At 33.6% G+C, this 25,612-nt stretch carries 26 protein-coding genes; 24 read left to right on the top strand and 2 right to left on the bottom strand.

The window, feature by feature from the left end; genetic code table 11:
• The first annotated feature begins 136 nt into the window (after positions 1-136).
• From nusB to ERL59_RS01435, 19 genes are all read left to right on the top strand, one after another.
• Positions 137-601, top strand: coding sequence for a transcription antitermination factor NusB (nusB, locus tag ERL59_RS01345; protein ID WP_160643717.1), 465 nt, complete (start codon positions 137-139; stop codon positions 599-601).
• Between the two features lie 32 nt (positions 602-633).
• Positions 634-1,488, top strand: coding sequence for a bifunctional methylenetetrahydrofolate dehydrogenase/methenyltetrahydrofolate cyclohydrolase FolD (gene folD, locus ERL59_RS01350; RefSeq protein WP_160643719.1), 855 nt, complete (start codon positions 634-636; stop codon positions 1,486-1,488).
• Positions 1,489-1,509: 21 nt separating this feature from the next.
• Positions 1,510-2,859 (top strand): exodeoxyribonuclease VII large subunit, encoded by a 1,350-nt coding sequence (gene xseA / locus ERL59_RS01355; RefSeq protein ID WP_160643721.1) that lies wholly within the window; start codon positions 1,510-1,512, stop codon positions 2,857-2,859.
• Positions 2,859-3,107, top strand: a complete 249-nt coding sequence (gene xseB / locus ERL59_RS01360) for an exodeoxyribonuclease VII small subunit (RefSeq protein WP_160643723.1) — start codon at positions 2,859-2,861, stop codon at positions 3,105-3,107. The genes xseA and xseB overlap by 1 nt, the downstream gene beginning before the upstream one ends.
• Before the next feature lie 2 nt (positions 3,108-3,109).
• A complete protein-coding gene (locus ERL59_RS01365) occupies positions 3,110-4,006 on the top strand; it encodes a polyprenyl synthetase family protein (protein WP_160643815.1) in 897 nt (298 codons plus the stop codon).
• 880 nt (positions 4,007-4,886) lie between these two features.
• On the top strand, positions 4,887-5,525 hold the full coding sequence (locus ERL59_RS01370) for a CNNM metal transporter family protein (protein ID WP_160643725.1): 639 nt from the start codon (positions 4,887-4,889) through the stop codon (positions 5,523-5,525).
• Positions 5,494-7,392, top strand: coding sequence for a 1-deoxy-D-xylulose-5-phosphate synthase (gene dxs / locus ERL59_RS01375; RefSeq protein ID WP_160643727.1), 1,899 nt, complete (start codon positions 5,494-5,496; stop codon positions 7,390-7,392). The genes ERL59_RS01370 and dxs overlap by 32 nt, the downstream gene beginning before the upstream one ends.
• Positions 7,393-7,468: 76 nt before the next feature.
• Positions 7,469-8,302 carry a TlyA family RNA methyltransferase gene (locus tag ERL59_RS01380; RefSeq protein ID WP_160643729.1) on the top strand — a complete coding sequence of 278 codons (834 nt, stop codon included), beginning with the start codon at positions 7,469-7,471 and terminating at the stop codon, positions 8,300-8,302.
• A 155-nt stretch (positions 8,303-8,457) separates the two neighbouring features.
• The gene (locus ERL59_RS01385; protein WP_160643731.1) at positions 8,458-8,940 is read left to right on the top strand and encodes a hypothetical protein; all 483 of its coding nucleotides are present in this window, start codon (positions 8,458-8,460) and stop codon (positions 8,938-8,940) included.
• A gap of 45 nt (positions 8,941-8,985) precedes the next feature.
• Positions 8,986-9,435 carry a transcriptional regulator AhrC/ArgR gene (gene ahrC, locus ERL59_RS01390; protein ID WP_160643733.1) on the top strand — a complete coding sequence of 150 codons (450 nt, stop codon included), beginning with the start codon at positions 8,986-8,988 and terminating at the stop codon, positions 9,433-9,435.
• A gap of 172 nt (positions 9,436-9,607) precedes the next feature.
• Positions 9,608-11,317 carry a DNA repair protein RecN gene (gene recN / locus ERL59_RS01395; RefSeq protein ID WP_160643817.1) on the top strand — a complete coding sequence of 570 codons (1,710 nt, stop codon included), beginning with the start codon at positions 9,608-9,610 and terminating at the stop codon, positions 11,315-11,317.
• An 83-nt stretch (positions 11,318-11,400) separates the two neighbouring features.
• Positions 11,401-12,723 (top strand): SpoIVB peptidase, encoded by a 1,323-nt coding sequence (gene spoIVB, locus ERL59_RS01400; protein WP_201763443.1) that lies wholly within the window; start codon positions 11,401-11,403, stop codon positions 12,721-12,723.
• A 199-nt stretch (positions 12,724-12,922) separates the two neighbouring features.
• Positions 12,923-13,729, top strand: a complete 807-nt coding sequence (gene spo0A / locus ERL59_RS01405; protein ID WP_328699881.1) for a sporulation transcription factor Spo0A — start codon at positions 12,923-12,925, stop codon at positions 13,727-13,729.
• A 199-nt stretch (positions 13,730-13,928) separates the two neighbouring features.
• Positions 13,929-14,615 (top strand): CsxC family protein, encoded by a 687-nt coding sequence (locus tag ERL59_RS01410; RefSeq protein WP_160643735.1) that lies wholly within the window; start codon positions 13,929-13,931, stop codon positions 14,613-14,615.
• A gap of 179 nt (positions 14,616-14,794) precedes the next feature.
• On the top strand, positions 14,795-15,172 hold the full coding sequence (locus ERL59_RS01415) for a cupredoxin domain-containing protein (protein ID WP_160643737.1): 378 nt from the start codon (positions 14,795-14,797) through the stop codon (positions 15,170-15,172).
• A gap of 189 nt (positions 15,173-15,361) precedes the next feature.
• A complete protein-coding gene (steA, locus tag ERL59_RS01420) occupies positions 15,362-16,510 on the top strand; it encodes a putative cytokinetic ring protein SteA (RefSeq protein ID WP_201763444.1) in 1,149 nt (382 codons plus the stop codon).
• Positions 16,511-16,523: 13 nt separating this feature from the next.
• Positions 16,524-17,096: a copper transporter gene (locus ERL59_RS01425; RefSeq protein WP_160643740.1), complete on the top strand. Its 573-nt coding sequence runs from the start codon at positions 16,524-16,526 to the stop codon at positions 17,094-17,096.
• Complete coding sequence (locus ERL59_RS01430; protein WP_160643742.1) at positions 17,056-17,751, top strand: glycosyltransferase family 2 protein; 696 nt, start codon at positions 17,056-17,058, stop codon at positions 17,749-17,751. The genes ERL59_RS01425 and ERL59_RS01430 overlap by 41 nt, the downstream gene beginning before the upstream one ends.
• Positions 17,745-18,572, top strand: a complete 828-nt coding sequence (locus ERL59_RS01435; RefSeq protein WP_160643744.1) for a hypothetical protein — start codon at positions 17,745-17,747, stop codon at positions 18,570-18,572. Before ERL59_RS01430 ends, ERL59_RS01435 begins: the two co-directional genes overlap by 7 nt.
• Positions 18,573-18,694: 122 nt before the next feature.
• On the opposite strand, the gene ERL59_RS01440 is transcribed toward ERL59_RS01435, so the two are convergent.
• The gene (locus ERL59_RS01440; RefSeq protein WP_160643745.1) at positions 18,695-18,967 is read right to left on the bottom strand and encodes a DUF2627 domain-containing protein; all 273 of its coding nucleotides are present in this window, start codon (positions 18,965-18,967) and stop codon (positions 18,695-18,697) included.
• Between the two features lie 198 nt (positions 18,968-19,165).
• On the opposite strand from ERL59_RS01440, the gene lpdA reads away from it, so the two are divergent.
• The 4 genes from lpdA to ERL59_RS01460 all read left to right on the top strand — a co-directional run bounded on the left by lpdA (position 19,166) and on the right by ERL59_RS01460 (position 24,008).
• On the top strand, positions 19,166-20,593 hold the full coding sequence (gene lpdA, locus ERL59_RS01445; RefSeq protein WP_160643747.1) for a dihydrolipoyl dehydrogenase: 1,428 nt from the start codon (positions 19,166-19,168) through the stop codon (positions 20,591-20,593).
• A gap of 86 nt (positions 20,594-20,679) precedes the next feature.
• Entirely contained in the window at positions 20,680-21,705 is a 1,026-nt protein-coding gene (locus ERL59_RS01450) for a thiamine pyrophosphate-dependent dehydrogenase E1 component subunit alpha (RefSeq protein WP_328699882.1), read from the top strand.
• Positions 21,702-22,685 (top strand): alpha-ketoacid dehydrogenase subunit beta, encoded by a 984-nt coding sequence (locus tag ERL59_RS01455; RefSeq protein WP_160643749.1) that lies wholly within the window; start codon positions 21,702-21,704, stop codon positions 22,683-22,685. The genes ERL59_RS01450 and ERL59_RS01455 overlap by 4 nt, the downstream gene beginning before the upstream one ends.
• Before the next feature lie 21 nt (positions 22,686-22,706).
• Entirely contained in the window at positions 22,707-24,008 is a 1,302-nt protein-coding gene (locus ERL59_RS01460; RefSeq protein WP_160643751.1) for a dihydrolipoamide acetyltransferase family protein, read from the top strand.
• A 157-nt stretch (positions 24,009-24,165) separates the two neighbouring features.
• Here the strand turns inward: ERL59_RS01460 and prli42 are convergent, their stop codons facing one another.
• A complete protein-coding gene (gene prli42 / locus ERL59_RS01465) occupies positions 24,166-24,267 on the bottom strand; it encodes a stressosome-associated protein Prli42 (RefSeq protein WP_160643753.1) in 102 nt (33 codons plus the stop codon).
• Between the two features lie 115 nt (positions 24,268-24,382).
• On the opposite strand from prli42, the gene ERL59_RS01470 reads away from it, so the two are divergent.
• A complete protein-coding gene (locus ERL59_RS01470) occupies positions 24,383-25,513 on the top strand; it encodes a M20/M25/M40 family metallo-hydrolase (RefSeq protein ID WP_160643756.1) in 1,131 nt (376 codons plus the stop codon).
• The last annotated feature ends 99 nt before the right edge of the window (positions 25,514-25,612 follow it).

A 25,612-nucleotide genomic window follows, 5' to 3' on the forward strand; every position in this document is an offset into this window, starting at 1 on the left:
TGCAGCCCTTAGATTTAAATCCCTATAAGTAATTATGGGGCTTTTTGTTTGTTGTTTGAATAAAAAACGTATACTATAGTATAGAGATCTACAAATACATACATCAATAGTTTGAGCTTTCGAATGGAGGAACAAAATGAAAAGAAGACAGGCAAGGGAAATCATTATACAATGTTTGTACCAAATGGAACTTAATGAGGTGACATCAACTTCTGCAATAGATTCCATCATCACAGAACAGGATGATGTGGAAAATGAGGGTATTTCTAATATAAAACATGAAGACTTAAAATTCATCAAAGAGTTAATAGATGGTACATTTCTTAAAAAAGCAAAGATTGATTCCCTCATTAATGATTATTTAAAGGGTTGGAAAATAGAACGACTTTCTAGAGTAGACATACAAATTCTTCGATTGGCTATTTATGAAATGTTTTATTTAAATGATACTCCACCAAAAGTGATTGTAAATGAAGCGATTGAATTATCAAAGTATTTCGGAACCGAAGATTCGGGTAAATTTATAAATGGTGTATTAGGTAAAATGATCAAAGAACATGAAGTGATAAAAGCAAAAATACACTCTATAAATGAAGATTAAAATATAAAAAGTATATAAAAGGGAGTAAAATCATGACTGCAAAATTGATTAGTGGAACAGATTTATCCAAAACCATTCGTAAAGAATTGAAAAGTGAAGTTGAGTTGTTGAAATCAAAAAATATACAACCTGGATTAGCTGTAGTTTTAGTTGGAGATGATCCTGCTTCTGAAGTTTATGTGGGTCGAAAAGCAAAAGCATGTGATGAATTAGGCATTTATTCTGAAGTCCATAAGTTACCTGAAAAAACCACAGAGAAAGAGTTATTATTGCTTATTCGCAAATTAAATGTACATACAGATATTCATGGCATATTAGTTCAGCTGCCTCTACCAAAACAAATTTCAGAAAAAGCAGTGATTGATGCTATTGCTGTAGAAAAAGATGTGGATGGTTTTCATCCTATCAACGTAGGGAATTTAATGATAGGTGATGAAAGTTTATTACCTTGTACTCCAGCAGGTGTAATAGAAATGATAAAAAGAGAAGGTATTGAAATTGCAGGTAAACATGCAGTAGTCATAGGAAGGAGTAATATAGTAGGAAAACCAGTTTCTATGTTACTTCTTAGGGAAAATGCAACTGTGAGTATATGTCATTCAAAAACAGGGGACATTGCATCTATAGCTAAGCAAGCAGATATTTTGGTTGTAGCAACGGGTATACCAAAAATGATTGGTACTGATTGTATTAAACAAGGTGCTATAGTGATCGATGTTGGCATTAATCGAATGGACAATGGAAAACTTTGTGGTGATGTTGATTTTGATAAGGTGAAGGACGTTGCAGGATACATTACACCTGTTCCAGGTGGTGTAGGACCTATGACAATTACCATGTTAATTAAAAATACATTAGAAGCAGCATCTAACTTATCAAAAAAGTAATATATAAAAGATGGTGTGATTATGAAAGATAATCAAGTGGTATACTCAGTAAAAGAATTAACAAGAGTTATTAAAAACAGATTAGAGTTTGAACCAGCATTGCAAAACATTTGGGTGCGTGGAGAGATTTCTAACTATATACATCATTCAAGTGGTCACATGTACTTTACTTTAAAGGATAAAAACAGCAGAGTAAAATGTGTTATGTTCGCCTCTCATAATCAAAGAATTCCTTTTATTCCACGAAATGGAACGAAAGTATTAGCTAAGGGTAATATATCTTTGTATGAGAGAGATGGACAGTATCAATTGTATGTAAATCAAATGCAACCTGATGGAATAGGTAGCTTATATCTTGCTTTTGAGCAATTAAAACAAAAGTTAGAAAAGGAAGGTTTGTTCTTAACTGATAAGAAAAAAACACTCCCTCGTTATGTAAACACAGTAGGTATAGTAACGTCTGCTACTGGTGCTGCAGTAAGAGATATTGTAACCACAATTCAACGTAGAAATCCTATGGTATCTATTCTTCTATATCCTGTTTTTGTACAAGGTAAACATGCAGTTTCTTCCATTAAAAAAGGGATTGAAGTTTTAAATACGTATGAAGAAGTAGAAGTTATTATTGTAGGTCGAGGTGGAGGGTCCCTTGAAGAGCTGTGGGCTTTTAATGAAGAAGTTGTAGCAAGAACCATTTCTGAATCACAAATTCCTATCATTTCTGCAGTAGGACATGAAACCGATTATACAATCTCTGATTTTGTAGCAGATGTACGTGCTGCTACGCCTACAGCTGCTGCTGAACTTGCAGTTCCTCATCATATAGAAATTAAAAAAAATTTAGAACATTTAAAACAAAGGTTACATAAAGGGATATATTATCATCTTCAAAAAAAGGCAGAAAAGTTAGAACAACTGAAACGTTCTCCATATTTACGCTCTCCAAAAAGACAATTAGTACAACCAACAGAACGTTTAGATCGTTTAAAAGATCAATTGATTTTTAATATGGCTAATCAAATGCGATACACAAGGGAAAAGTTTTATAAATTTGAATCAGGGCTTTCCACATTGAATTTAAAAAATAAAATTGATTACTCTAATCGACGATTGAATAATATTCAACATCGTTTGAATCATGAAATTAAGAATTATATAAGAAATCAAAAACTAATGCTTTCTTCAAATATCCGTCAATTAGATGCTTTAAGTCCCTTAAAGGTTATGCATAGGGGTTATAGCCTAGTATATAATGAGGATGGAATAATCGTTAAATCTATTAAACAAATTCAAACAAAACAAATGATTAAAGTGAATTTATCGGATGGAAGATTAGATTGTCAGGTTAAAATGGTGGAGGAGGAGACATAATGGATAATAAGAAAATAACTTTTGAGGAAGCAATGGAAAATCTTGAAAAAGTTGTAAGCGAGTTAGAGAGTGAAGATGTCCCATTGGAAAAAGCGATTGATTTATTTCAAGAGGGAGTAAAACTCTCTGGTTATTGTAGTCAAAAGTTAGACCAAGTGGAGCAAAAAATTGAAATGTTAATTAGTGAGGATGGACAGAAAAAAGCGTTTCATCCTTTGAATGATGATAATCAAGGTGATATGGATTGAAATTGAATACAATTACAGATTTCATTAGTTATTATGGACAAGAAGTTGAAAAAGAATTAAAACATATTTTCCCAAAAGATTGGGTCATTCCTGAACGTTTAGAAGAGGCGATGAGTTATTCTTTGTTTGCTGGGGGTAAAAGAATGCGTCCGATATTAACCATTGCGGCTCTAGAATCACTAAATGGACCTATATCCTCAATTCTACCTGCTGCTGCTGCCATTGAAATGATTCATACTTATTCGCTTATTCATGATGATTTACCTGCCATGGACGATGATGATTATAGACGTGGGAAATTAACGAATCATAAAGTTTATGGGGAAGCTATAGCAATATTAGCAGGAGACGCTTTGTTAACTCATGCTTTTTATGTTATTTCCAATTCACTAAGGATGAAAGAGGTACCTGCTGAACAAATTTTAAATCTTGTTGAAGAATTATCAGCATACGCAGGACCAAAAGGTATGGTGGGTGGTCAAGTAGATGATATGGATGGAGAACAGGGAATTACAAATATCCACCAATTAGAAAAAATTCACATTCATAAAACAGGTGATTTAATCGTATTTTCACTGCGTGCAGGAGGTCATATTGCTGGAGCCAATGCTGAACAGCTTAAAGCTTTAGCTAGTTTTGGTTATAAAATCGGCCTAGCTTTTCAGATTCAAGATGATATTTTAGATATTATTGGAGATGAACAAAAATTAGGTAAACCTGTTTTAAGTGATGAGAATTCCAAAAAAGTAACTTACCCATATTTAATTGGATTAGATGCGTGCATTGAAAAAGTGAAACAATTAACTGAAGAAGCTAAACAAGATATCACAAAAGCCAATTTCCCCAATCCAAGTCGATTACTTGAGATAGCAGATTTTCTAATGCACCGAGAACATTAATAATAAGTATTTTCATTCATTATTAATCAAAAATGAAAATATAATTAGCATTGAAATGGTAAATTTGGAATGACATTTCATTGAGCTATACTTTTTACATATGTTATAATATAAATTGTAAATAACTGAGTGGTGCAGTATTCTAGTCAGCCAGGCATTTCTGAAGGCGGGCCTAAAAATTCGCCAAAGGGCACATCAATGAAGTTTCTGGTGTTGGCTTCAGAAGCCCAGTCTGGGGTTGATGCTGGAAGTTAAGGTTGTTGGGCGATCCACAATGGCATGTGGGCGTTGACCCGGCTTCCGCGGAGGCCCAAGTTCGTGGTTAGGCGACACCGTGCGAATAGCTACGGCTTGGGGTATGAACCTGTACTTGCGAGTCTAATTTGTTCTTATAGTCTTATTTTGATTATAAATACAGAATGACTTGTATGCAGCGTAGCCTGCCTTGAGTGAACTAGTGGAATTGTAGATGGTAGGGATTTATTTTTCTGGCCAAAAAAATAAATGCTGGATGCTATATGAAATCTACTTTGCAAAAGAGGCTAAGAAATGAATTATGGTTGTTGAGGAAAACTCCTAGACTGTTCAGTTGTAAGAGACTTCTTGAGGATTATAGTGTGGACTAAGTGGTAATCTAGTCAGATGTTCGGTGACGACATCAATGTAAGCATAAAGGGAAACCGCCTTTTACGGCAACGAAAAGGTGTTTTACATGGGAAAACCAACTGGACCTAAGCCGCAGCGTTTACTCTCGAAGTTACCACTCTTTTTAATTAATTTTATTTATTTTAAGAGAAACTATATATAAAGAAGAATTCGATTATATCTTCGAAAGGTCACCAATAGGTGATTTTCTTTCTTTAGGGAGCTTTAATAATTAATGAAAAAATTTTCATATAGAAGTTCAATTAGATGGAGTATAGCAATTTCCATCGTAACATTTATATTTGCTTGCATTTTTTCAATTGCTGCGACTGCGATATTAGAAGGAGTTTCATGGGCATTAGGGATACTCACTGTTTTTATTATTATTCTCATTGGTATATTTTTTGATATGATTGGATTAGCCTCGGCTGCTGCAATCGAAACACCGTTTCATGCTATGGCATCAGAAAAAGTAAAGGGCGCTAAACAAGGAATTAGAATTGTAAGAAATGCAGATCGGTTTTCAAGTTTTTGTAACGATGTGATTGGTGATATGTCAGGAGTTATCAGTGGAGTAGCCAGTGCTCTGGTTATTATAAAACTTATAGGCAATGCAGATGCAAATCCACTTTTACATACAATGGTAACCGTAGTTTTTGCTGGAGTTGTTTCAGCTTTAACAGTCGGTGGAAAAGCAATGGGAAAATCAATTGCAATTCATTTTTCAACACAACTTATTCTTTATGTAGGAAAAATATTTTATTTCCTAGAGCATCAGTTAGGCATTATTATTTTTAATGGGAAAAAGAATAAGTCGAATCACGGAAAGAGAGGAAAACAACGTGGAACTCGATCAAATAAATCATCCCAGTGATATAAAAAATTTCTCTATAAAAGAATTAGAGGAATTAGCCCAGCAAATTAGGGGATTTTTAATTCAAAAACTTTCTGTTACAGGCGGTCATCTTGCACCAAATTTAGGTGTTGTGGAATTGACGCTTGTATTACACTACTTGTTTGAAAGTCCTAAAGATAAACTTATCTTTGATGTAGGCCACCAATCTTATGTGCATAAAATTTTAACTGGTAGGAAAGATGAGTTTGATACACTTAGACAATATAAAGGCCTATGTGGGTATATTAAACGTTCTGAAAGTGAGCATGATGTTTGGGAAGCAGGACATAGCAGTACTTCATTATCTGCAGCGATGGGTATGGCCTTAGCACGTGATTTGAAGGGTGAAAATAATCATGTGATTGCTTTAATTGGTGATGGTGCAATGACTGGAGGAATGGCTCTTGAGGCTTTAAATCACATAGGACATGAGAAGAAAAAGATGATCGTTGTTTTGAATGATAACGAGATGTCCATTGCTCCTAATGTAGGAGCCATTCATAATTACTTAAGTAAAATTCGAGCAGATAAACATTATTTGAAAGCGAAAGAAGAAGCTCAGCAATTGCTTAAAAAAATCCCAAAAGTAGGCGGAACATTAGCTAAGTCTGTGGAACGTCTCAAGGACAGCATGAAATATTTGATTGTTTCAGGTGTCTTATTTGAGGAATTAGGTTTTAATTATATAGGACCTATAGATGGCCATAATATTGAATTGCTCTTGCAAGCTTTTAAACAAGCAGATAAAATTGATGGTCCTGTCCTTGTCCATGTTGTGACTGTTAAAGGAAAGGGGTATTCCCCTGCGGAAATTGATTCCCATAAATGGCATGGTGTAGGTCCATATAAATTAGAATCTGATCAGGATGAAAAACAAAAAAAATCAAAAGCCGTACCTAGTTATTCAAACGTATTCTCTAATTCATTAATTGATTTAGCTAAAGAAGATGAAAGAATTATAGGAATAACAGCTGCAATGCCTAGCGGAACCGCATTAAATAAATTTGCCCATCACTTTCCTGAACGAATGATTGATGTAGGTATTGCAGAACAGCATGCAACAACCATGTGTGCAGGTTTAGCCGATTTAGGTATGAAACCTGTATTTGCAGTATACTCTACATTTTTACAAAGAGCTTATGATCAGCTTGTTCATGATGTATGCAGGCAAAATTTAAATGTTGTTTTTGCCATTGATCGTGCTGGTTTAGTTGGTGATGATGGAGAAACACACCAGGGTGTTTATGACTTAGCTTATTTGAATCATATTCCTAATATAGTGATTATGGTGCCAAAGGATGAGAATGAACTACAACACATGGTGAAAACTGCAATAGATTATAATGAAGGACCTATTGCTTTTCGTTACCCACGTGGAGCTGGTATTGGTGTTGATATGGATAGACAGAAAAAAACCTTATCCATTGGTTCATGGGAAGTAGTTAGAGAAGGGAATCAAGTTGCTGTTTTAGCTGTTGGTCCTATGGTAAAATTAGCTCAAGAAGCAGCCGAAGAATTAGCAAAAGAAAATATCCAATTAGAAGTCATCAATGCCCGATTTGTAAAGCCATTAGATCATTCAATGCTTCAAGATTTGGCTAATGAAAAAAAAGCACTGATTACTTTGGAGGAAGCTTCTATCAAGGGTGGTCTTGGAAGTGCTATTCTTGAGTTTTATGCAGAAGAAGAAATTTATTATATGAGAATAAAACAAATGGGTTATCCAGATTATTTTGTTGAACACGGTAGTGTGAAATATCAACGTGAAGAAATTGGATTAACTGTAGAAAAGATCATTGAAAATGTAAAACATCTTTGTAATCAAAAAAGTGAAGTAAACACATAGGTTGATCTTATAATCGAAAATCCAGAGAAACATTTAAATGAGTTTTTATATTCTACTTTAAGAATCTAGGTGTGGTATGCAAGCAGATAAAGAACGAATCGATATATTATTAACTGAATTAGGACATTTCGATAGTAGAGAAAAGGCTAAAGCAGCAATAATGGCAGGTCTTGTTTTCGTAAATGATGAACGAGTTGAAAAAGCAGGTACTAAGATAACAAGGAATACTTCTCAAATTAGAATAAAAGGAAGTGTACACCCCTATGTTAGCAGAGGGGGATTAAAACTTGAAAAAGCAATACATGCTTTTAATCTCAATTTAAAAGATAGTGTAGCTCTAGATATTGGGGCATCAACAGGAGGATTTACTGATTGTGCTTTAAAAAACGGGGCATCTTACGTATATGCGATTGATGTAGGTTATAATCAGCTAGATTGGTCTTTGCGAAAATCTCCTCAGGTAAAAGTAATGGAACGTACTAATTTTCGTTATGTTAAAAAAGAGGACTTACTTGGTCCAACACCTACCTTTGCTTCTATTGATGTTAGTTTTATTTCATTACGATTGATTTTACCGACATTAAAGGAAATATTAGATGATAAGGGAACAATCGTTGCACTTGTGAAACCTCAGTTTGAAGCCGGTCGTGATAAAGTCGGCAAATCCGGGGTTATTAGAGACCCTCAAATTCATCGAGAGGTATTACAAACTGTTTTGGAAATGGCTTTACAATTAGGTTTGTATTTACAAGGACTAACCTATTCACCCATTAAAGGTGGAGAAGGAAACATAGAGTTTTTAGCATGTTGGAATACTTCAAATGAGTCAAAAAAAACCACCATACAATCTGATAATTACTCAAAACTAATTGATGAAGTTCTTCATGAAGCTAAACAATTATCCAAATAAAAATCACCATTAGGTGGTTTTTATTTCATAATAACAATTTTATAAATTTTTCAAAATGATGCACTTTGTTCAAATCATATGTAAAGGCTTACCTGTAGTGATTTACCTTTTAGTTCATTTTAGAATGAATTTCTTTTTTGTATGGCAGGAAATTGATGTCTTATCTCGAATATTATTTTCGAGGTGATATGATGCCGTATGAAAAAGATTTATTGGTATTATTGCTCATTGTTGTTAGTGTATTCGTTTGGTTCTTTTTTCTGATTAGAAGATGGCTGAGAACAACCATGAGATCTAATATCCCTCTTCATGAGGCTAGTGAGCCAAAAGGAAAGGCAATTTCCATCTTAGAAAAACATGGTTATGATGTCATTGCCGGAAAACTTATCGTACCTATTCAAATTCATATCGATGGATCAAATCTTTCAAGTCGATATTATATTGATTATATTGCTACAAAAGATAATGAAGATTATATTGTATTACTAGCAAAACATAGACAAGATGTCAATTGGAAAGCTGGGAGCTCAGTTAGAGATCATTTTTTTAATTATGCGATCTTGTATGATAAGATTAAGGGTATTATCTACGTAGACTTATCAAACAATACGATTAAAAAGATTGTTTTTCAGTTGTAACCAAAATCAAGAGACACAAATTTACTTAATTTTTAGGAGGAAGTTATGAAAGGACAAAGGTTGATAAAAATTAGAGAATTAATAACAAATCATGATATTGAAACACAGGAGGAATTAGTATCCTCTTTAAAAGAAGCAGGATTTAACGTAACTCAAGCCACAGTTTCAAGAGATATTAAAGAGCTTCATCTCATTAAAGTCCCTTTAAACGATGGTAGATATAAATATGCAATCCCTGTGGAGAAAAAATTTAATCCCATTCATAAATTAAAAAGATCATTAGTTGATAATTTTCTTCATATTGATGCTGCAGATAATTTATTAGTCATGAAATGTCTACCAGGAACTGCGAATGCAATAGGTTCTTTATTAGACAATTTAGAATGGAACGAGATACTTGGCTGCATTTGTGGAGATGACACGATTCTTATTATTTGTAGAACAAAAGAGCAAAGTATAGAGGTTAAGGACAAACTTATTGCTATGTTACCTTAAACATTAAAACTTAAATTCCATAACTTAATTATTTCTCATCTGTTCTTTTAAAGGGAACATATGTATGGTACAATGTTATTCAAACAAACGTTCGTATTAAGTAAACAGAACAAGATGGGAGGTTTAAGCTTATCAAAACAGAACTGTTTCGTTTTGACTAAGTTAAATGATTATGCTTATTGAATGCTCTATTCGTAACTTGGCTGTAATAGAAGAAGCAAATATCCAATTTCAAAATGGATTCCATGTTTTTACAGGAGAAACGGGTGCTGGAAAATCAATGATCATTGATGCATTAAGTTTGATCATTGGCGGTAGAGGATCTTCTGAGTTTGTTAGACATGGCTCACAAAAAACAGAGATTGAATGTTTATTCCAATTGGAGAAAAATCATCCAGTAATAAATGTACTCACAAAATTTGGTATTGAGATTGATGAAACTGAGAACTTAATCATTCGTAGAGAAATTACAGTTCAAGGGAAAAGTTCATCCAGAGTAAATGGTATTTTAGTTAATTTATCTATGCTTCGTCAAATAGGGGAATGCTTAATTAATATTCATGGACAGCATGAACACCAATCACTTTTGAATGTTGACCAACATTTATTGTGGTTGGATTTATTTGGTGATGGAACAATTAAGAATTTAAAAATGAATTACCAATCCATTTATAAGAGATATACTATGATTCAGGCTGAATTGCGACAACTGCAAGAATCAGATAAACAACTGCTACAAATGAAAGATCTATATTCTTTTCAAATTGAGGAAATTGAAAAAGCTCAATTAAAAATAGGTGAAGATGAATTTTTAAATAAAGAAAAGCACAAGCTAGCTAATGCAGAGAAAATGTATGATGGAATTAATAAGGCTTATCAACTGTTATATGGCACAGAACAAACATTAGATTCAATAGGAAAAGCTGTTTCAAATGTTGAACAGATATCTCACTATAATCAGAAAGTGTTGCAGCCTTTATTAGAGCAAATACAGTCTGCATATTTTCAAATAGAAGATGCATCCTTTGGTTTGAGGGAATATCGGGAGAAAATAGACTTTAATCCTTCTCGCCTTGATGAAATTGAACAAAGACTTGCTTTGATAGCATCATTAAAAAGGAAATATGGAGAAACTTTAGAAGAAATTTTGAATTACTTGGAAAAAATTAAAATTGAACTTGAGCAAATGGAAAATAAAGATGTTAAAACTCAGATGTTAGAAGAGGAAAAAGAAATTGTCTTACACAAGTTAAAGAAAGCAGCTAAACAATTATCTGACAAAAGAAGAATAGTATCCAAACTATTGTCAAAAAAAATTGAATCAGAATTACGTGATTTACAAATGGAAAAAACTAGGTTTGATGTACATATTTCTAATGATCCGAATCATTTTACTAAAGAAGGTTGGGATCATATTGAATTTATGATTTCTCCAAATCCAGGAGAACCTTTAAGACCATTACATAAAATAGCTTCTGGTGGAGAAATGTCACGAATCATGCTTGCTCTAAAAACCATTTTCTCAAAAATGGATAGAATACCAGTATTAATATTTGATGAAGTAGATACAGGTGTTAGTGGACGGGCTGCTCAAGCAATAGCAGAAAAAATGTCGATGTTGTCAACAGAATGTCAAGTGTTTTCCATTACCCATTTACCACAAGTTGCATGTATGGCAGATGCTCATTATCTAATTCGTAAATCCATTGAAAATGATAGAACCTTTACCCATGTAAGTTATTTAAATGAAGGAAATCGAATGAATGAAATGGCAAGAATGCTTGGTGGTGTTGAAGTGACAAAAACAACGGAACATCATGCCAAAGAAATGCTTGTCATGGCCGATAAGAAAAAGGAACAGAGGAATCATTTACAATTATAAAAGAACTGTGCGGAGGATAACTTATAGGTACGCAATTGACGACCCTACTCGTCAAGCGAAGGAGGATAAGGGAGCGTGATTTTTTGTTCGTAAAAAGATTGATTGGACTTCTGCTCGTTTTCTTCATTTGTATCTTTGGATTATCTTCTCCATTTCAAAGTTATGCATCATTTCCGACTGAATTAAGGCTTTTTTCAGGTCAAGGAAAACAGTTGGATTATACAATGCCTGTTCATGCTCAGCTTACTGTTAAGAACCCCAATGTTTTAAAAGTTAATGGGCAATCTAAGCCATCTTTTCAGTTGGATTTAAATGAACCCATTTCTATACAGTCAAATGAGATTGGGCAAACTGAAATGCAGTTGAAATTATTTGGAAAGATACCTTTTAAAAAAGTTAGTGTAAATATTATGCCTGATCTAAAGGTAATTCCAGGTGGACAAACAATTGGTGTAAAGTTGAAATCTGATGGTGTTTTAGTTGTAGGACACCACCTCGTATCAGCCTCAGAGGAAAATAAAATTTCTCCAGGGGAAAAAGCAAAAGTAAAATTAGGGGATTTAATTACTGAAATCAATCAACAAAAAATTACTAAAGTTAGTAAAGTATCTGATTTTGTGAATGATGCAGGAAAAAAAGGAAAAGCAATAAACTTAACTTTATTAAGAAATGGAAAAGAACTTAATGTAAAGTTAAAACCTGTTTTTGATGTAGAGGATCATAAATATCGATTAGGATTATACATTAGAGACTCAGCTGCTGGTGTAGGTACACTCACATTTTATTCTTCTGATTTAAAAAAATATGGGGCTTTAGGACATACGATTACAGATATGGATACAAATACGCCAATCGTAGTAGGTGAGGGTGAGATAGTTCACTCAAAAGTCACGTCCATTTCTAAAAGTAAAAACGGGTTACCAGGTGAAAAAAGAGCGATATTACCAAGTCAAGGTAAAATATTAGGAGATATTACTAAAAACACTCCATTTGGTATTTTTGGAAATATGGGTGAGTTTCCTGATCATGGTAAAATTAATAAAGCATTGCCTGTAGCATTTGCTGAAGAAATTAAAAAAGGACCTGCTCAAATTTTAACGGTTGTAGATGGTCAAAAAGTTGAAGCATTTGATATTGAAATCAAACATATTGCTGAACAAAATGCACCCGCTACAAAAGGAATGATTATTAAAGTTACCGATTCACGTTTAATCGAAAAAACAGGCGGGATTGTACAAGGAATGAGTGGCAGCCCAATTATTCAAGATGGTAAAATTGTAGGTGCTGTTACACATGTTTTTGTAAATGATCCAACCTCTGGATATGGATGCTTTATTGAATGGATGTTAAAAGATGCAGATATTATGGAAAATATAAATAAAAATAACGAAGAAACTGCCGCTTAATACAAATGAATTGAATTTCAAAATTAAATAATAAACATGTAGTATTTTCCAAAAAAAGCGCCCTTTAAGGGCGCTATTTTATATATGAGACTTTTTGTTGTGTAATTTCAACAAAAAAATTTTTTTCGACAGAAGGAATTTGATTTGAGATGTCGAAATGATAGCTATGGCAAATATTTCTTTTGAGGAGGATCTTTTCGTGCAACAAAAAATTCAAGTGTTATTAGCAGATGACAACAGAGAATTTACAAATTTACTTTCAGAGTATATTTCTGAACAGGAAGATATGGAAGTGATGGGGGTAGCGTTTCATGGTGAAGAAGTTATCGACTTGATTGAACAAGGGAAAACACCGGATGTTCTTATCGTTGATATCATAATGCCTCATTTAGACGGATTAGGGGTATTAGAGAAGCTTAGAGAATTAAATTTATCACCTCAACCCAAAATCATAATGCTAACTGCTTTCGGGCAAGAGAACATAACACAAAAAGCAGTTCAACTTGGTGCCTCTTACTACATATTAAAGCCATTTGATTTTGATGTTTTATCTAATCGAATAAGACAATTAGTCAATCATTCATCTGTTGTTTCATCTCGAAGTTCACAATCACCTTCTTCAAAACAAAATATTGTTCCTATAGCAAAAACGAAAAATCTGGATGCCAATATTACATCTATTATTCATGAAATTGGTGTGCCAGCTCACATTAAAGGGTATCAATATTTACGTGAAGCAATCACAATGGTGTATAAAAACATAGAAATATTAGGTTCAATTACTAAAACATTATATCCCGCTATAGCTGAAAAATATAAAACAACACCAAGCCGTGTAGAACGAGCTATAAGACACGCAATTGAAGTAGCATGGACAAGAGGTAACATAGACTCTATAAGCCTTCTGTTCGGTTACACAGTGAATATCAGCAAATCTAAACCTACGAATAGTGAATTTATTGCAATGGTCGCTGATAAATTGAGAATTGAACATAAAGTTTCTTGAAAACAGTAAAGGAAAAAAATTACCGTTATTTATTAGTTTAAATTAATAAATAACGGTTTTTTATGTGCATGTATATAAACTTTATACACATTTTTAAATAGCCCAATTTTTTATTTCTATGACAAACAACCAATCAATTTTGAATGTTCAGAATACAATATCTTAGTATCACTATTCAATTATGGAAGGAGAAGAAGCTATGGGTGCTAAAGTAACTCCGATATTTTGTGATTGTACTTCCCAAAATCAATCTTTATGCCCTGATAAAATAATGATGGATGTTGTTGTAGGAGAATTGAGCTTGCAGGTTGATTTAGAAGCAGATATAGAGCTGGATACTCCAGCAATTGATATAAAGGATATCGATAAAAAAGTTGTTCTTGAACAATGTGAATTTATCTCTGTAGATAACAGTTCGTCAAAATGTGATTGTGGTGTAGTGAATGGGAAAGTTTTTTTAGGCGGCTATGTTAGAAAAAACATTAGATATTCTGCTGTAGACTATGCACATGATGATGGAATTTGTGGCGGGATTAAGCACTGTACAGTAAATGTTCCATTTAATTGTGTAGTTCCAGTTGAGGATTCAAAGGTTAGTGTTTCTCATACTGAAAAAGGCACTATGGATTTTCATGGTCGTAAATTACAAGAATTTAACCAGTTAATTTCTGAATCTTATAATGAACCTGTTGAATGTTGTATAAATAATGTTACTTTTAAAGAAAGGGATTTGTTTAGAAATCAAGTTCCTTTAACTTATGGTCCTAAAACTGAAAAATCCTTTTGTGTTATTAGGGAGAAAATGGTTATTATAATGGATTTAACTTTAATACAAAAACGAAAAGTAGATTCATGTCTAATTATTTCTTCTAATACAGGCTGTTAGTTTATAAAGGAAAATAATGATGGAAAAATAAATCGTCCGTTAAAAATAATGAGATGGTTTATTTTTTGTTCAAAGAAAATTCATATTTATGTCACAGTGTTGACATATAGGGGTTTTGTTTAAGATAATACAGTATGTAAAATAATAATTATAGATCATAAATTTAGGGGGCAAATGAAATGCACAAGTGGATCATGGTTTCACTGTTTGTCATTGCTAGTGTTTTAGGGATCGTTGTTACATTCGATGCAATCGGACAACATGAAGCTGTTGAAGAAGTTGAAGATGAAAATGCATTAGTTTTTAAAGCAGTGAACTGGAATTTTGACCAAGAAGAATACATCATTGAAAAAGGTCAAACATTAAAGCTATCAATGCGTAACTTACCAGGTGAAGGTAAACATCATGTGAAAATTGAGGATTTAGGTATAGAGTTATTACCAGGTGAAGAGCCTGTTGAGGTTACTTTTGATGAGGCGCGTTCATATACAGTAATTTGTAGTTTACCTTGTGGTGATGGACATGAAACAATGGCTTCCACAATTATAGTACAGTAAAAAATACAATGTTATATTTACTTAAAAACCGTGATATATGTATTGCGGTTTTTTTGTGCACATATAAATTTCCAGATGTATCAGTCTTTGCAATTTAGTAACAATTTATATCTATTATTAGATGAATAAATTATATCTCAGTATTAAATAATAAAACATGGAACAGAGTTAAATGAGGAGTGTTTAATAGTGAAATTATGGAACCAACTTAACAAGAAGGACATCCTCTCTTTACAAGGTACTGTTCAAGTGGATAAAATTACAAAACACCTGCTCATGACGATTAAACCTAAACAAATTGCAGTCATTAATCATCAAAATATTGATGAAATAGCAGCTAGAGATATCGTTCGTTGTAAAGTAAAAGCGATTATTAATGCAGATGAAACGATGACGGGTAGTTATCCAACAAAAGGACCTCTTATCTTATTAAATGCTGGTATACCTATATTAGAAATAGGTAAAGATTGTTTTGATAAATTTTCAGATAATCAATTCATTACAATTCATTCATCCCATATTGTTGTAAATGGAAATCACATTCCTTTTGATTTGTTTACTGAAGAGAAATATAAACAATTAATAAAAATTAGTTATGAAAATTTACCTTATAATTTAAATCATTTTATTGATAATACACTGCAATATGCCCAAAAAGAGAAGGATTTTGTAGTTCAACCTCTAATCATTCCAAAATTAAAAACGACATTAAGAAATAGACCTGTAGTTATTGTAGTAAGAGGAAAAGACTATAGAAATGATCTTATTGCAATAAAAGATTATGTAGAGGATATGAAACCAGTATTGATTGGTGTTGATGGTGGTGCAGATGCTTTGTTGGAAAATGGATACCACCCACATCTTGTCATAGGTGATATGGACAGTATCTCAGACCATGCTCTTTTATCTGGATCAGAAATTATCGTTCATGCTTATCCTAATGGAAGTGCTCCTGGACTGGAAAGAATACAATCTCTAGGCCTAGAAGCAAAAAAAATCTCAGCTGCTGGAACTAGTGAAGATATAGCCATGTTGTTAGCTTATGAAAAAAAGGCTGAAATGATTATTACATTAGGTGCGCATTCACACATGATTGATTTTTTAGAAAAAGGTAGAAAAGGAATGTCCAGTACTTTGCTTGTTAGAATGAAAATTGGTGATAAATTAATTGATGCAAAGGGTGTAAGCAAGTTATATAAACGAAAAGTTAAATTGAGAAGTATGTGGCCTCTTCCATTAGCAGCTCTATTTCCTATCGTTATCATGGCATATGTTCATCCTGGAGTCAGGGACATTGTTCATATGTTCTGGATTTATATTAAACTATCCGTTTTCTAGGTGGTGGATTAAATTGGTTTCCAGTCGATTTTATATTATTACGATTATCTCCATATTCCTTGCGTTAGGAATTGGAATATTTATTGGTAGTACATTGGGTCAGCAATGGATCCATCAAACAGAAGAAAGTATTGCTGAAAGATTTATGGAGAAGTATGAATCCCAGTTGTCTATTAATCAAGAATTACAAAAACAAGTTGGGTCGTTACAACTATTGAATCAAAAAACAACAGTGCCTATCTTTCAACATAAAAAAATGATGTGGATGAGCTCTGAGGATGTCAGTAAAGACATGTTGGCTTTTGCAATTCAATCAGCAGGCGGAGAATGGCTTGAAGCACCTATGAAGGAAGTACCAGATCTTATTATCGTTTCTGAAGAACAATTTGAATTAATGACAAATCAAATGAAAGACTGGAATTCAATAAATGAACAATCAAACCCTATCATCATTCAAGTTAGTTCTAATGTATTACCTTTTGATGAACCTCAAGAAATAGTTAATTTCATGATGTATATTAAAAGAATAATGGAGGAAGAGTCACATGCAACCTTCGGTGTCTATAATTATCCCAGCTTGGAATGAAGATGAAAAGATAATTGAAACATTACATTCATTACATGTTTTAAGGAATAGAGAAGGTAAAGAAAAATGGAATGAAATCATCGTTGTAGATGACGGCAGTGAAGATGAAACATATGAAAAGGCTAAAGAATGGTCAGATATTATTATAAGGCATTCTCAAAATATGGGTAAAGGAGCTTCTTTAGAGTCGGGTTGGAAAAAAGCTAAAAATGAAATTATTGTGTTTTTAGATGCTGATTTAGGTCCAACAGCTAATTTAACTTCTAAGTTAGTAGCCCCTATTCTTGAGGATGATATGGATATGGCAATTGCACGTTTTCCAAAGGTAAATAAAAAAGCAGGTTTTGGATTTGTAAAAAAGTTAGCTGTAAACGGGATATATTGGTTAAGTGGTTATAAAACAACAGCACCTTTATCTGGTCAAAGAGCGATGCGTAAGAGTTTATTAGAGTCTATATCTTTGTCTGATGGTTTTGGAATAGAGGTAGGCTTAACGATAGATGCGGTCAAGAAAGGATTTCAATTATGTGAGATTGATATCGCCTTTAAACACCGAGAAACAGGTAGAGATTGGGCAGGTTTTAAACATAGAGGTAAACAATTTATTTCAGTCTCAAGAACCTTGTATCACAAATGGCGTGATCCAGTATGTTAACACTAGTGTTTTTTTCTATTTTATCCATTAGTATGGGAATTCTTTTATTACAAGTTGTCATAAAATATTTAGTAAGAAATCAAATCGTTGCAACAAATTACCTTGAACAAGAAATTCCAATTGGTTTAGGTATGTATTTGTGGTTATATCTCATCTTTTATTACTTCTCAATTCAATGGTTCATTTTCCCAAATGAAATAATGCAAGTTTTAATTTCTAATTACATTGTCATACTAACTATTTTATTTATTGTTGGATGGTTAGATGATCGAGTAGGTGATTCAGAAGTAAAGGGTTTAAGAGGACATTTAATGAAACTTGTAAAGGAGAGGCGGTTAACAACAGGTCTACTCAAAGCTGTATCTACAGGGGGGTTAGCTGTTTGGGTTTTAATTCTTTTAGAACATCACCCTTTGTTAGAAATAATCCAGTTTTTTATTCTAACTTTAATGACCAACGGAGTTAATTTGTTGGATTTAAGACCCGGAAGAGCGATAAAATTTTTTTTGTTATTATCGAGTGTACTATTTTTGTTTACCAGCATTTTAAATTTCTTTCTTTATTTGTTCCCTATTGTTATTGCTGTTTTATTATTATTGCCGAAAGATATTCAGGGAAAAGTAATGCTTGGTGATTCAGGATCTAATTTATTAGGATTTGTGTTAGGATTTTGTTTTATTATCATGACGCCATGGTGGATTCAAATTTCTGTCTTGATTTTATTAGTTTACATGCACTGGATTTCAGAAAAAAGTTCAATAACTCAATGGATTCAATCAAAACCGTTTATTCATTGGATTGATCAGTGGGGGAGAGTCTAATTTTGCCCCAAAAAGTGAAGAACATCTTCGAGGGAGTTTCCCAGTTCATGGATTGAACTGGTTTCTGAATGACCTCGATATGGGAGTTTCTATTTAAATGAAAACTTCTTAACCTGTGTTCTTTAGTCTTTATTTGGTTTGAATCTAGGTGCTACATAATTTCTCTTCTGATCTCTGAAAAAAATCCATCCACCTATAAAACCAACCCCTATTAAGAAACTAACAATTCCTATCACTAGTCTTCCCCATTGGATTTGATTTTCCACTTCTGTATTTCCCACTGTCACCATGTAATCAAATATTGAGTTTTTTATCTCTAAAAATCCATACGTCGCTAAAAGCCCTGGAATTACTAACAGTAATATAGCTATAAAACGAGATATCATTAATTTCATTTTTATGCCTCTTTCAAATTGACATCATATCAGTAAATAGTTATTTTGTTTCGAAACAAATCATATCATATATTAAGTAACATTGCATGTAAATCTGTCATAGATATAAAATACTAAAATATTTAACTATATTTCTTATGTTGAAAAAGTTACAATAGAGTCGATTGAATTTTTTAAAACATAGGAGGTATATTGATTGTGAGCACATTAAATTATGATGTTGTTGTACTTGGCGGTGGTACAGGTGGGTATGTAGCTGCTATTAAAGCTGCGCAATTGGGTAAAACCGTTGCTATAGTAGAACGCGAAAAATTAGGAGGAACATGTTTGCATAAAGGGTGTATTCCAAGCAAATCATTTCTCCGAAGTGCTGAAGTATATGCAACTATGAACAATAGTGAAGAATATGGAGTTACCGCATCTTCCATTCAGCTGCATTTTGAAAAAGTCCAAAACAGAAAGAACAAAATAGTAGATCAACTACATAAAGGCATAGAGTTTCTAATGAAAAAAAATAAAATAGATGTATTTTATGGAAATGGACGAGTGATAGGACCCTCTATATTTTCACCTAGAAGTGGTGCGATTGCCATTGAATCAGAGATTGAAGAGAATAATAAAACGCTTGTACCTAAAAATTTAATTATTGCAACAGGCTCAAGACCAAGAGTTTTACCAAACTTAGAGGTTGATGGAAAGTTCATACTAACAAGTGATGAAGCTTTAGAGTTGGATGAGTTACCAAAATCAATCATTATTGTTGGTGGTGGTGTGATTGGTGTTGAGTGGGCTTCGCTATTTAGTGATTTTGGAGTAGAAGTAACGATTGTTGAAACTGAAAAAAACCTCATTCCAACAGAAGATATACAGATTTCTAAAGAATTAGAACGCATATTTAAAAAAAGAAAAATAAAGATTTTAAAAAATGCAATGTTGCTTACTGATAGTATTGAAACGGAAGATGGAATGGTTACAATGAAAGTCAAACAAAAGGATTCTGAATTAGATTTAAAAGCTGAGAAAATGCTGCTATCTGTTGGTAGACAAGCAAATGTAGAAAATTTGGGGCTTGAAAATACGGATATTAAAGTAGAAAACGGGTTTATTAAAGTCAATACATACTTACAAACAAATGAGTCTCATATTTATGCAATTGGAGATGTGATCGGGGGATTGCAGCTTGCACATGTAGCAAGTCACGAAGGGATTTTAGCTGTAGAACATGCAGCAGGTCATGAGGTACATCCAATGTTATTCCAAAACATTCCACGTTGTGTATATACTCGTCCTGAAATTGCAAGTGTAGGATGGACAGAGCAACAAGCCAAAGAAAAAGGGTTTGATGTGAAAACAGCTTCCATTTCATTTAAAGCCATTGGCAAAGCATTAGTATACGGAAGTAATGATGGATTCGTAAAAGTCATTGCAGATAGAGAATCCAACGATATTTTAGGTGTGCATATGATTGGTCCTCACGTAACAGATTATATATCTGAAGCAGGTTTGGCATTAGTATTAGATGCTACACCTTGGGAAGTAGGACAAACTATACATGCTCATCCTACTTTATCTGAAGCTTTGGGAGAAGCTATGCTTGGAGTGGATGGGAATGCAATTGGCATCTAAATATAAAACTGATATAATGATACTAGAGTTAAGTATTAAGACCTGATATTAAGTTCTCATTATAATTTAAGGAGGAGGTTTTCTCCATGATGAATTCAGTAGGTCAATTAAACAAACATGAAAAGCTTGGCTTAACAGATCAACACTTTATAGAGATGTATTCCTTAATGGTATTAGCAAGGAAATATGATGAGCGAGCTTTGTTATTGCAGAGAGCAGGGAAAATTAATTTTCACGTCTCAGGTATAGGACATGAAATAACTCAAGTTGCAGCAGCCTTTGCCCTAGAAAAACAAAAGGATTATTTTCTTCCTTATTACCGTGATTATGGATTTGTGTTAGCTGCTGGAATGACACTGAAAGAACTGTTTCTATCTTTATTTGCTAAAGCAGAAGATCCGAATAGTGGCGGTAGACAGATGCCAGGTCATTTTGGTCATAAAAAGCATCATATTGTTACAGGTTCAAGTCCTGTAACAACACAAGTTCCACATGCAGTAGGATTTGCGCTAGCAGCAAAAATGAAAAAGAAGGACTTTGTTTCCTATGTTTCGTTTGGTGAGGGTTCCAGTAATCAGGGAGATTTCCATGAGGGTTGTAATTTTGCAGGTGTTAATAAATTACCTGTCATTTTTATGTGTGAAAATAATCAGTATGCAATTTCTATTCCGTTTGAAAAACAAGTGGCTTGTGAAAGTATAGCTGATCGAGCTCTTGGATATGGTTTTCCAGGCATAAAAGTTGACGGAAATGATCCCCTTGAAGTGTATAAAGTTGTGAAAGAAGCTCGTGAAAGAGCTATCAAAGGTGAGGGACCAACGCTTATCGAAGCAGTTACTTATCGATTATCGCCACACTCTACTTCAGACAATGATATGATTTATCGTACAAAGGAAGAAGTAGAAGCACATAGAAAAGCAGATGGATTACCAAAGTTTAAACAATATTTAATAGATTGTGGGTTGTGGAGCGAAGAACAAGATCAACAGTTGTTGGAAAAAATAAATGAAGAAATAAAAGAAGCGACAAAGTATGCTGAACAAGCTCCTTATCCAAAACCTGAAGAAGCAATAACGCATGTATATGCAGATGAGGGAGGCGGACTGAAGTGACTGAATTAAGTTACCTTGATGCCATTCGGACAGCGATGTCAGAGGAAATGCGCAGAGATGACAACGTATTTGTGTTAGGTGAAGATGTTGGGGTTAAAGGTGGAGTTTTTACAGCAACTAAAGGGCTTTTAGAAGAGTTTGGCGAAAGCAGAGCATTGGATACTCCTCTTGCTGAATCAGCGATTGCGGGTGTTGCCATAGGAGCTGCAATGTATGGCATGCGTCCAATTGCAGAGATGCAATATTCTGATTTTATGCTGCCGGCAACGAATCAAATTATTAATGAAGCGGCTAAAATTAGATATCGATCAAATAATGATTGGGATTGTCCATTGGTGATCAGAGCCCCTATTGGTGGAGGTATTTTTGGAGCTTTATATCATTCTCAATGTCCTGAATCAGTATTTTTTGGAACACCTGGTTTAAAAATTGTTGTTCCTTCTACTCCATATGATGCAAAAGGATTATTAAAGTCAGCAATACGTGATCCTGATCCAGTGATTTATTTTGAACATAAAAAGTGTTATCAGTCTATCGTTTCACAAGTTCCAGATGACGATTTTGTAGTTCCGATTGGGAAAGCTGATATAAAAAAAGAAGGTACTGATGTTACCGTTATAACTTATGGATATACTGTGCATTTTGCACTAGAGGCAGCTGAGCAACTCGAGCAAGAAGGGATTAGTGCGCACATATTAGACTTGAGAACACTTCAACCTTTAGATGTTGAAGCTATATTAGAAGCTACTTCAAAAACAGGTAAAGTTCTTATTATACATGAGGACAATAAAACGGGTGGAGTTGGTGCAGAAGTTTCTGCTATTATTTCTGAAGAATTATTATATGAACTTGATGCGCCTATAAAGAGATTATGTAGTTATGATGTTCCGGCTATGCCTTTCAGCCCAACCTTAGAGAAGTATTATATGCTAAGTACAGAGAAAGTAAAAGACGCCATAAAAGAATTAGCATTATTTTAAAAGAAATGAGGTAGTAATCCCATGATTCAAGAAATCACAATGCCACAGCTTGCAGAGAGCGTGGTTTCTGCAACGATCGTTAAATGGTTAAAAAAACCGGGTGATTTTATTGAAGAATTTGAGCCTTTATGTGAAATAATGACAGAAAAAGTGACTGCTGAATTGCCTAGTACAGTGGAAGGTGTTTTACAGGAGATTTTCATAGATGAAGGTGCAACTGTTGATGTAGGTACAGTCATTTGTAATATTAAAGTAAAACAAGATGAAAGCGTATCTAATGTTCAAGAAGTGGCTTCACAGACTCAACAGGAAGCAAATCAAGTAATAAATAATGTTACGTCTGATTCTGATCAAAACATGAGAAATCGATATTCACCTGCGGTTCAAAGAATCGCAGCAGAGAACGATGTAGATCTAAACCTAGTCCATGGAACAGGGCTTGGGGGAAGAATTACTAGAAAAGATGTATTACATTATATCGAAAATAAATCTGATGAACCTGTGGTGTCCATCTCTTCTCAGGCTGCGGTCATTCCTGAAATCAAAGAAGCAGAAGCTGTTGGAACAACACTTCATTCATCAGCTCCTCCAAAACCAATGGTTGAAAACAATCAGAAAGAATCGGAAAAAGAATATTTTATTGATGTAACTCCTGTTAGAAGTGCCATTGCTTCAAATATGAGACAAAGTGTATCTGAAATCCCTCATGCTTGGACGATGGTTGAGGTCGATGTTACAAATTTAGTAAATTTAAGAAATAAAGTGAAACAGGAATTTCTTCAAAAAGAAGGGGTTAACTTAACTTACTTAGCTTTTATTATTAAAGCAGTAGTGAATGCAATAAAAGATTATCCTATTTTAAATTCTTCTTGGGCAGTGAACAAAATTGTTGTTAAAAAAGATATTAATATTTCATTGGCTGTTGGTACAGAGGATTCAGTTTATGTTCCAGTCATTAAACATGCAGATCATAAAACGATTGCTGGAATAGCTAAAGATATTGATTCTTTAACAAAAAAAACAAAAGCAGGTAAGTTAACATTAGATGATATGCAAGGCGGCACTTTTACTTTAAATAATACAGGAGCTTTTGGCTCCATTTTATCGAATCCGATTATTAGTTATCCACAAGCAGCTAACTTATCTTTTGAGTCAATTGTAAAGAAACCAGTAGTCATCGATGATATGATTGCTGTTCGTTCAATGGTTAATATGTGTCTGTCTCTAGATCATCGAATTCTTGATGGTGTTATTTGTGGCAGGTTCTTGCAAAGAGTGAAAGAAAATATTGAATCTTTTGGGCTTGAGACAAAACTATATTAAATATTAGAATATAAAAGGGTATCTCAACTTAAAGAAATAAGCAGATACCCTTTTTTGATGACATTTTTAAAAATATAAATCAATTGATTTTTTACCAATATTTCTTAATATTGACAGTTAATGAAGCGATTATCTATAGTTTTGTTTATATAGATTGTTAAATACCTAATATAGAAACACCAGTTACAACTACAGATAATAACATAGACGCTATCATTACATAAATAACTATTTTAAACCATAATTTATTTTTGCCCATACATTTACATCTCCTTTTGGTCATACTAAAATAGTACTATACTGACTGGCCATCATAAATGAGCCAAGCTATATAATTATATTGTAACTTATAATACATATCGGAGGGAAGAGTTTTGATACAAGAAAAACGTTTAGTGGATGAGTTTATAGAGTTAGTGCAGGTAGATAGTGAAACAACATTTGAAAAAGAAATATCCATTGTTTTAAAGGAAAAATTCGCTCAATTGGGACTTTCTGTGTTTGAGGATGATGCAGAGGAAAAAACTGAACATGGGGCTGGGAACTTAGTTGCAACCTTAGAAGCAACTGAAGGAAAGGAAGATGTGTCTCCAATTTATTTTACATGTCATATGGATACTGTAGCTCCGGGTAAGGGAATTAAACCTCAGATTGATGATGATGGTTACATTCGTTCAGATGGTACAACGATTTTAGGTAGCGACGATAAAACCGGTATTGCAGTGATGTTTGAATTGATTCGTGTTCTAAAAGAGGATAAAATACCACATGGTAAAATTCAATTTGTAATTACTGTTGGTGAAGAAGCAGGACTTGTAGGAGCATGTGCGTTTGATCCAAAACATTTGGAAGCAAGTTTTGGTTATGCTTTAGATTCTGATGGTAAAGTGGGTGAAATATGTGTGGCTGCTCCTTTCCAAACTCATGTAGATGTTGTGATTAAGGGGAAAACTGCTCATGCTGGGGTCAGTCCTGAAAAAGGAATTAGTGCCATTCAAGTTGCGAGTAAAGCTATTTCAAGAATGAAGTTAGGTAGAATTGATCCTGAAACATCAGCAAATATTGGAAGCTTTGATGGCCGTGGACCTAGAAATGTAGTAAGTGATAAGGTAGTCATTGTTGCAGAAGCCAGAAGTCTTGTGAAAGAAAAAATGGTTAACCAAGTGAACGAAATGAGAGATGCTTTTTACTCTGTTGCAGAGGAATTTGGTGCTCAAGTTGAATTTGAAACAGAAGAACTCCCAGGATTTTTCTTTGATGAAACAGCACCTTTAGTTAAATTAGCTATGAAATCAGCGGAGAAAATTGGCCGTGAATCTAAAATAACACATTCAGGTGGGGCAAGCGACGCAAACATCTTTAATGGAATGGATGTACCAACAGTCAACTTATCTGTAGGTTATGAGAATATTCATACAACAGCTGAACAAATGCCAATTGAAGAATTGGTGAAAAGTGCTGAACTAGTTCTACAAATTGTGAAAGACGTTACTGATGGAGAATAAATACTTTTCAACTAGAATCGTGAGATTATAAAAAATAAAGAGAAAAATTATTTCCCCTGTATGTATTGTTAATACACAAGCTTATGCCTTGAAAGTTAA

The sequence above is a fragment of the Chengkuizengella marina genome, assembly GCF_009910845.1.
In the GTDB taxonomy this organism is placed as follows: Bacteria; Bacillota; Bacilli; order Paenibacillales; family KCTC-33759; genus Chengkuizengella; species Chengkuizengella marina.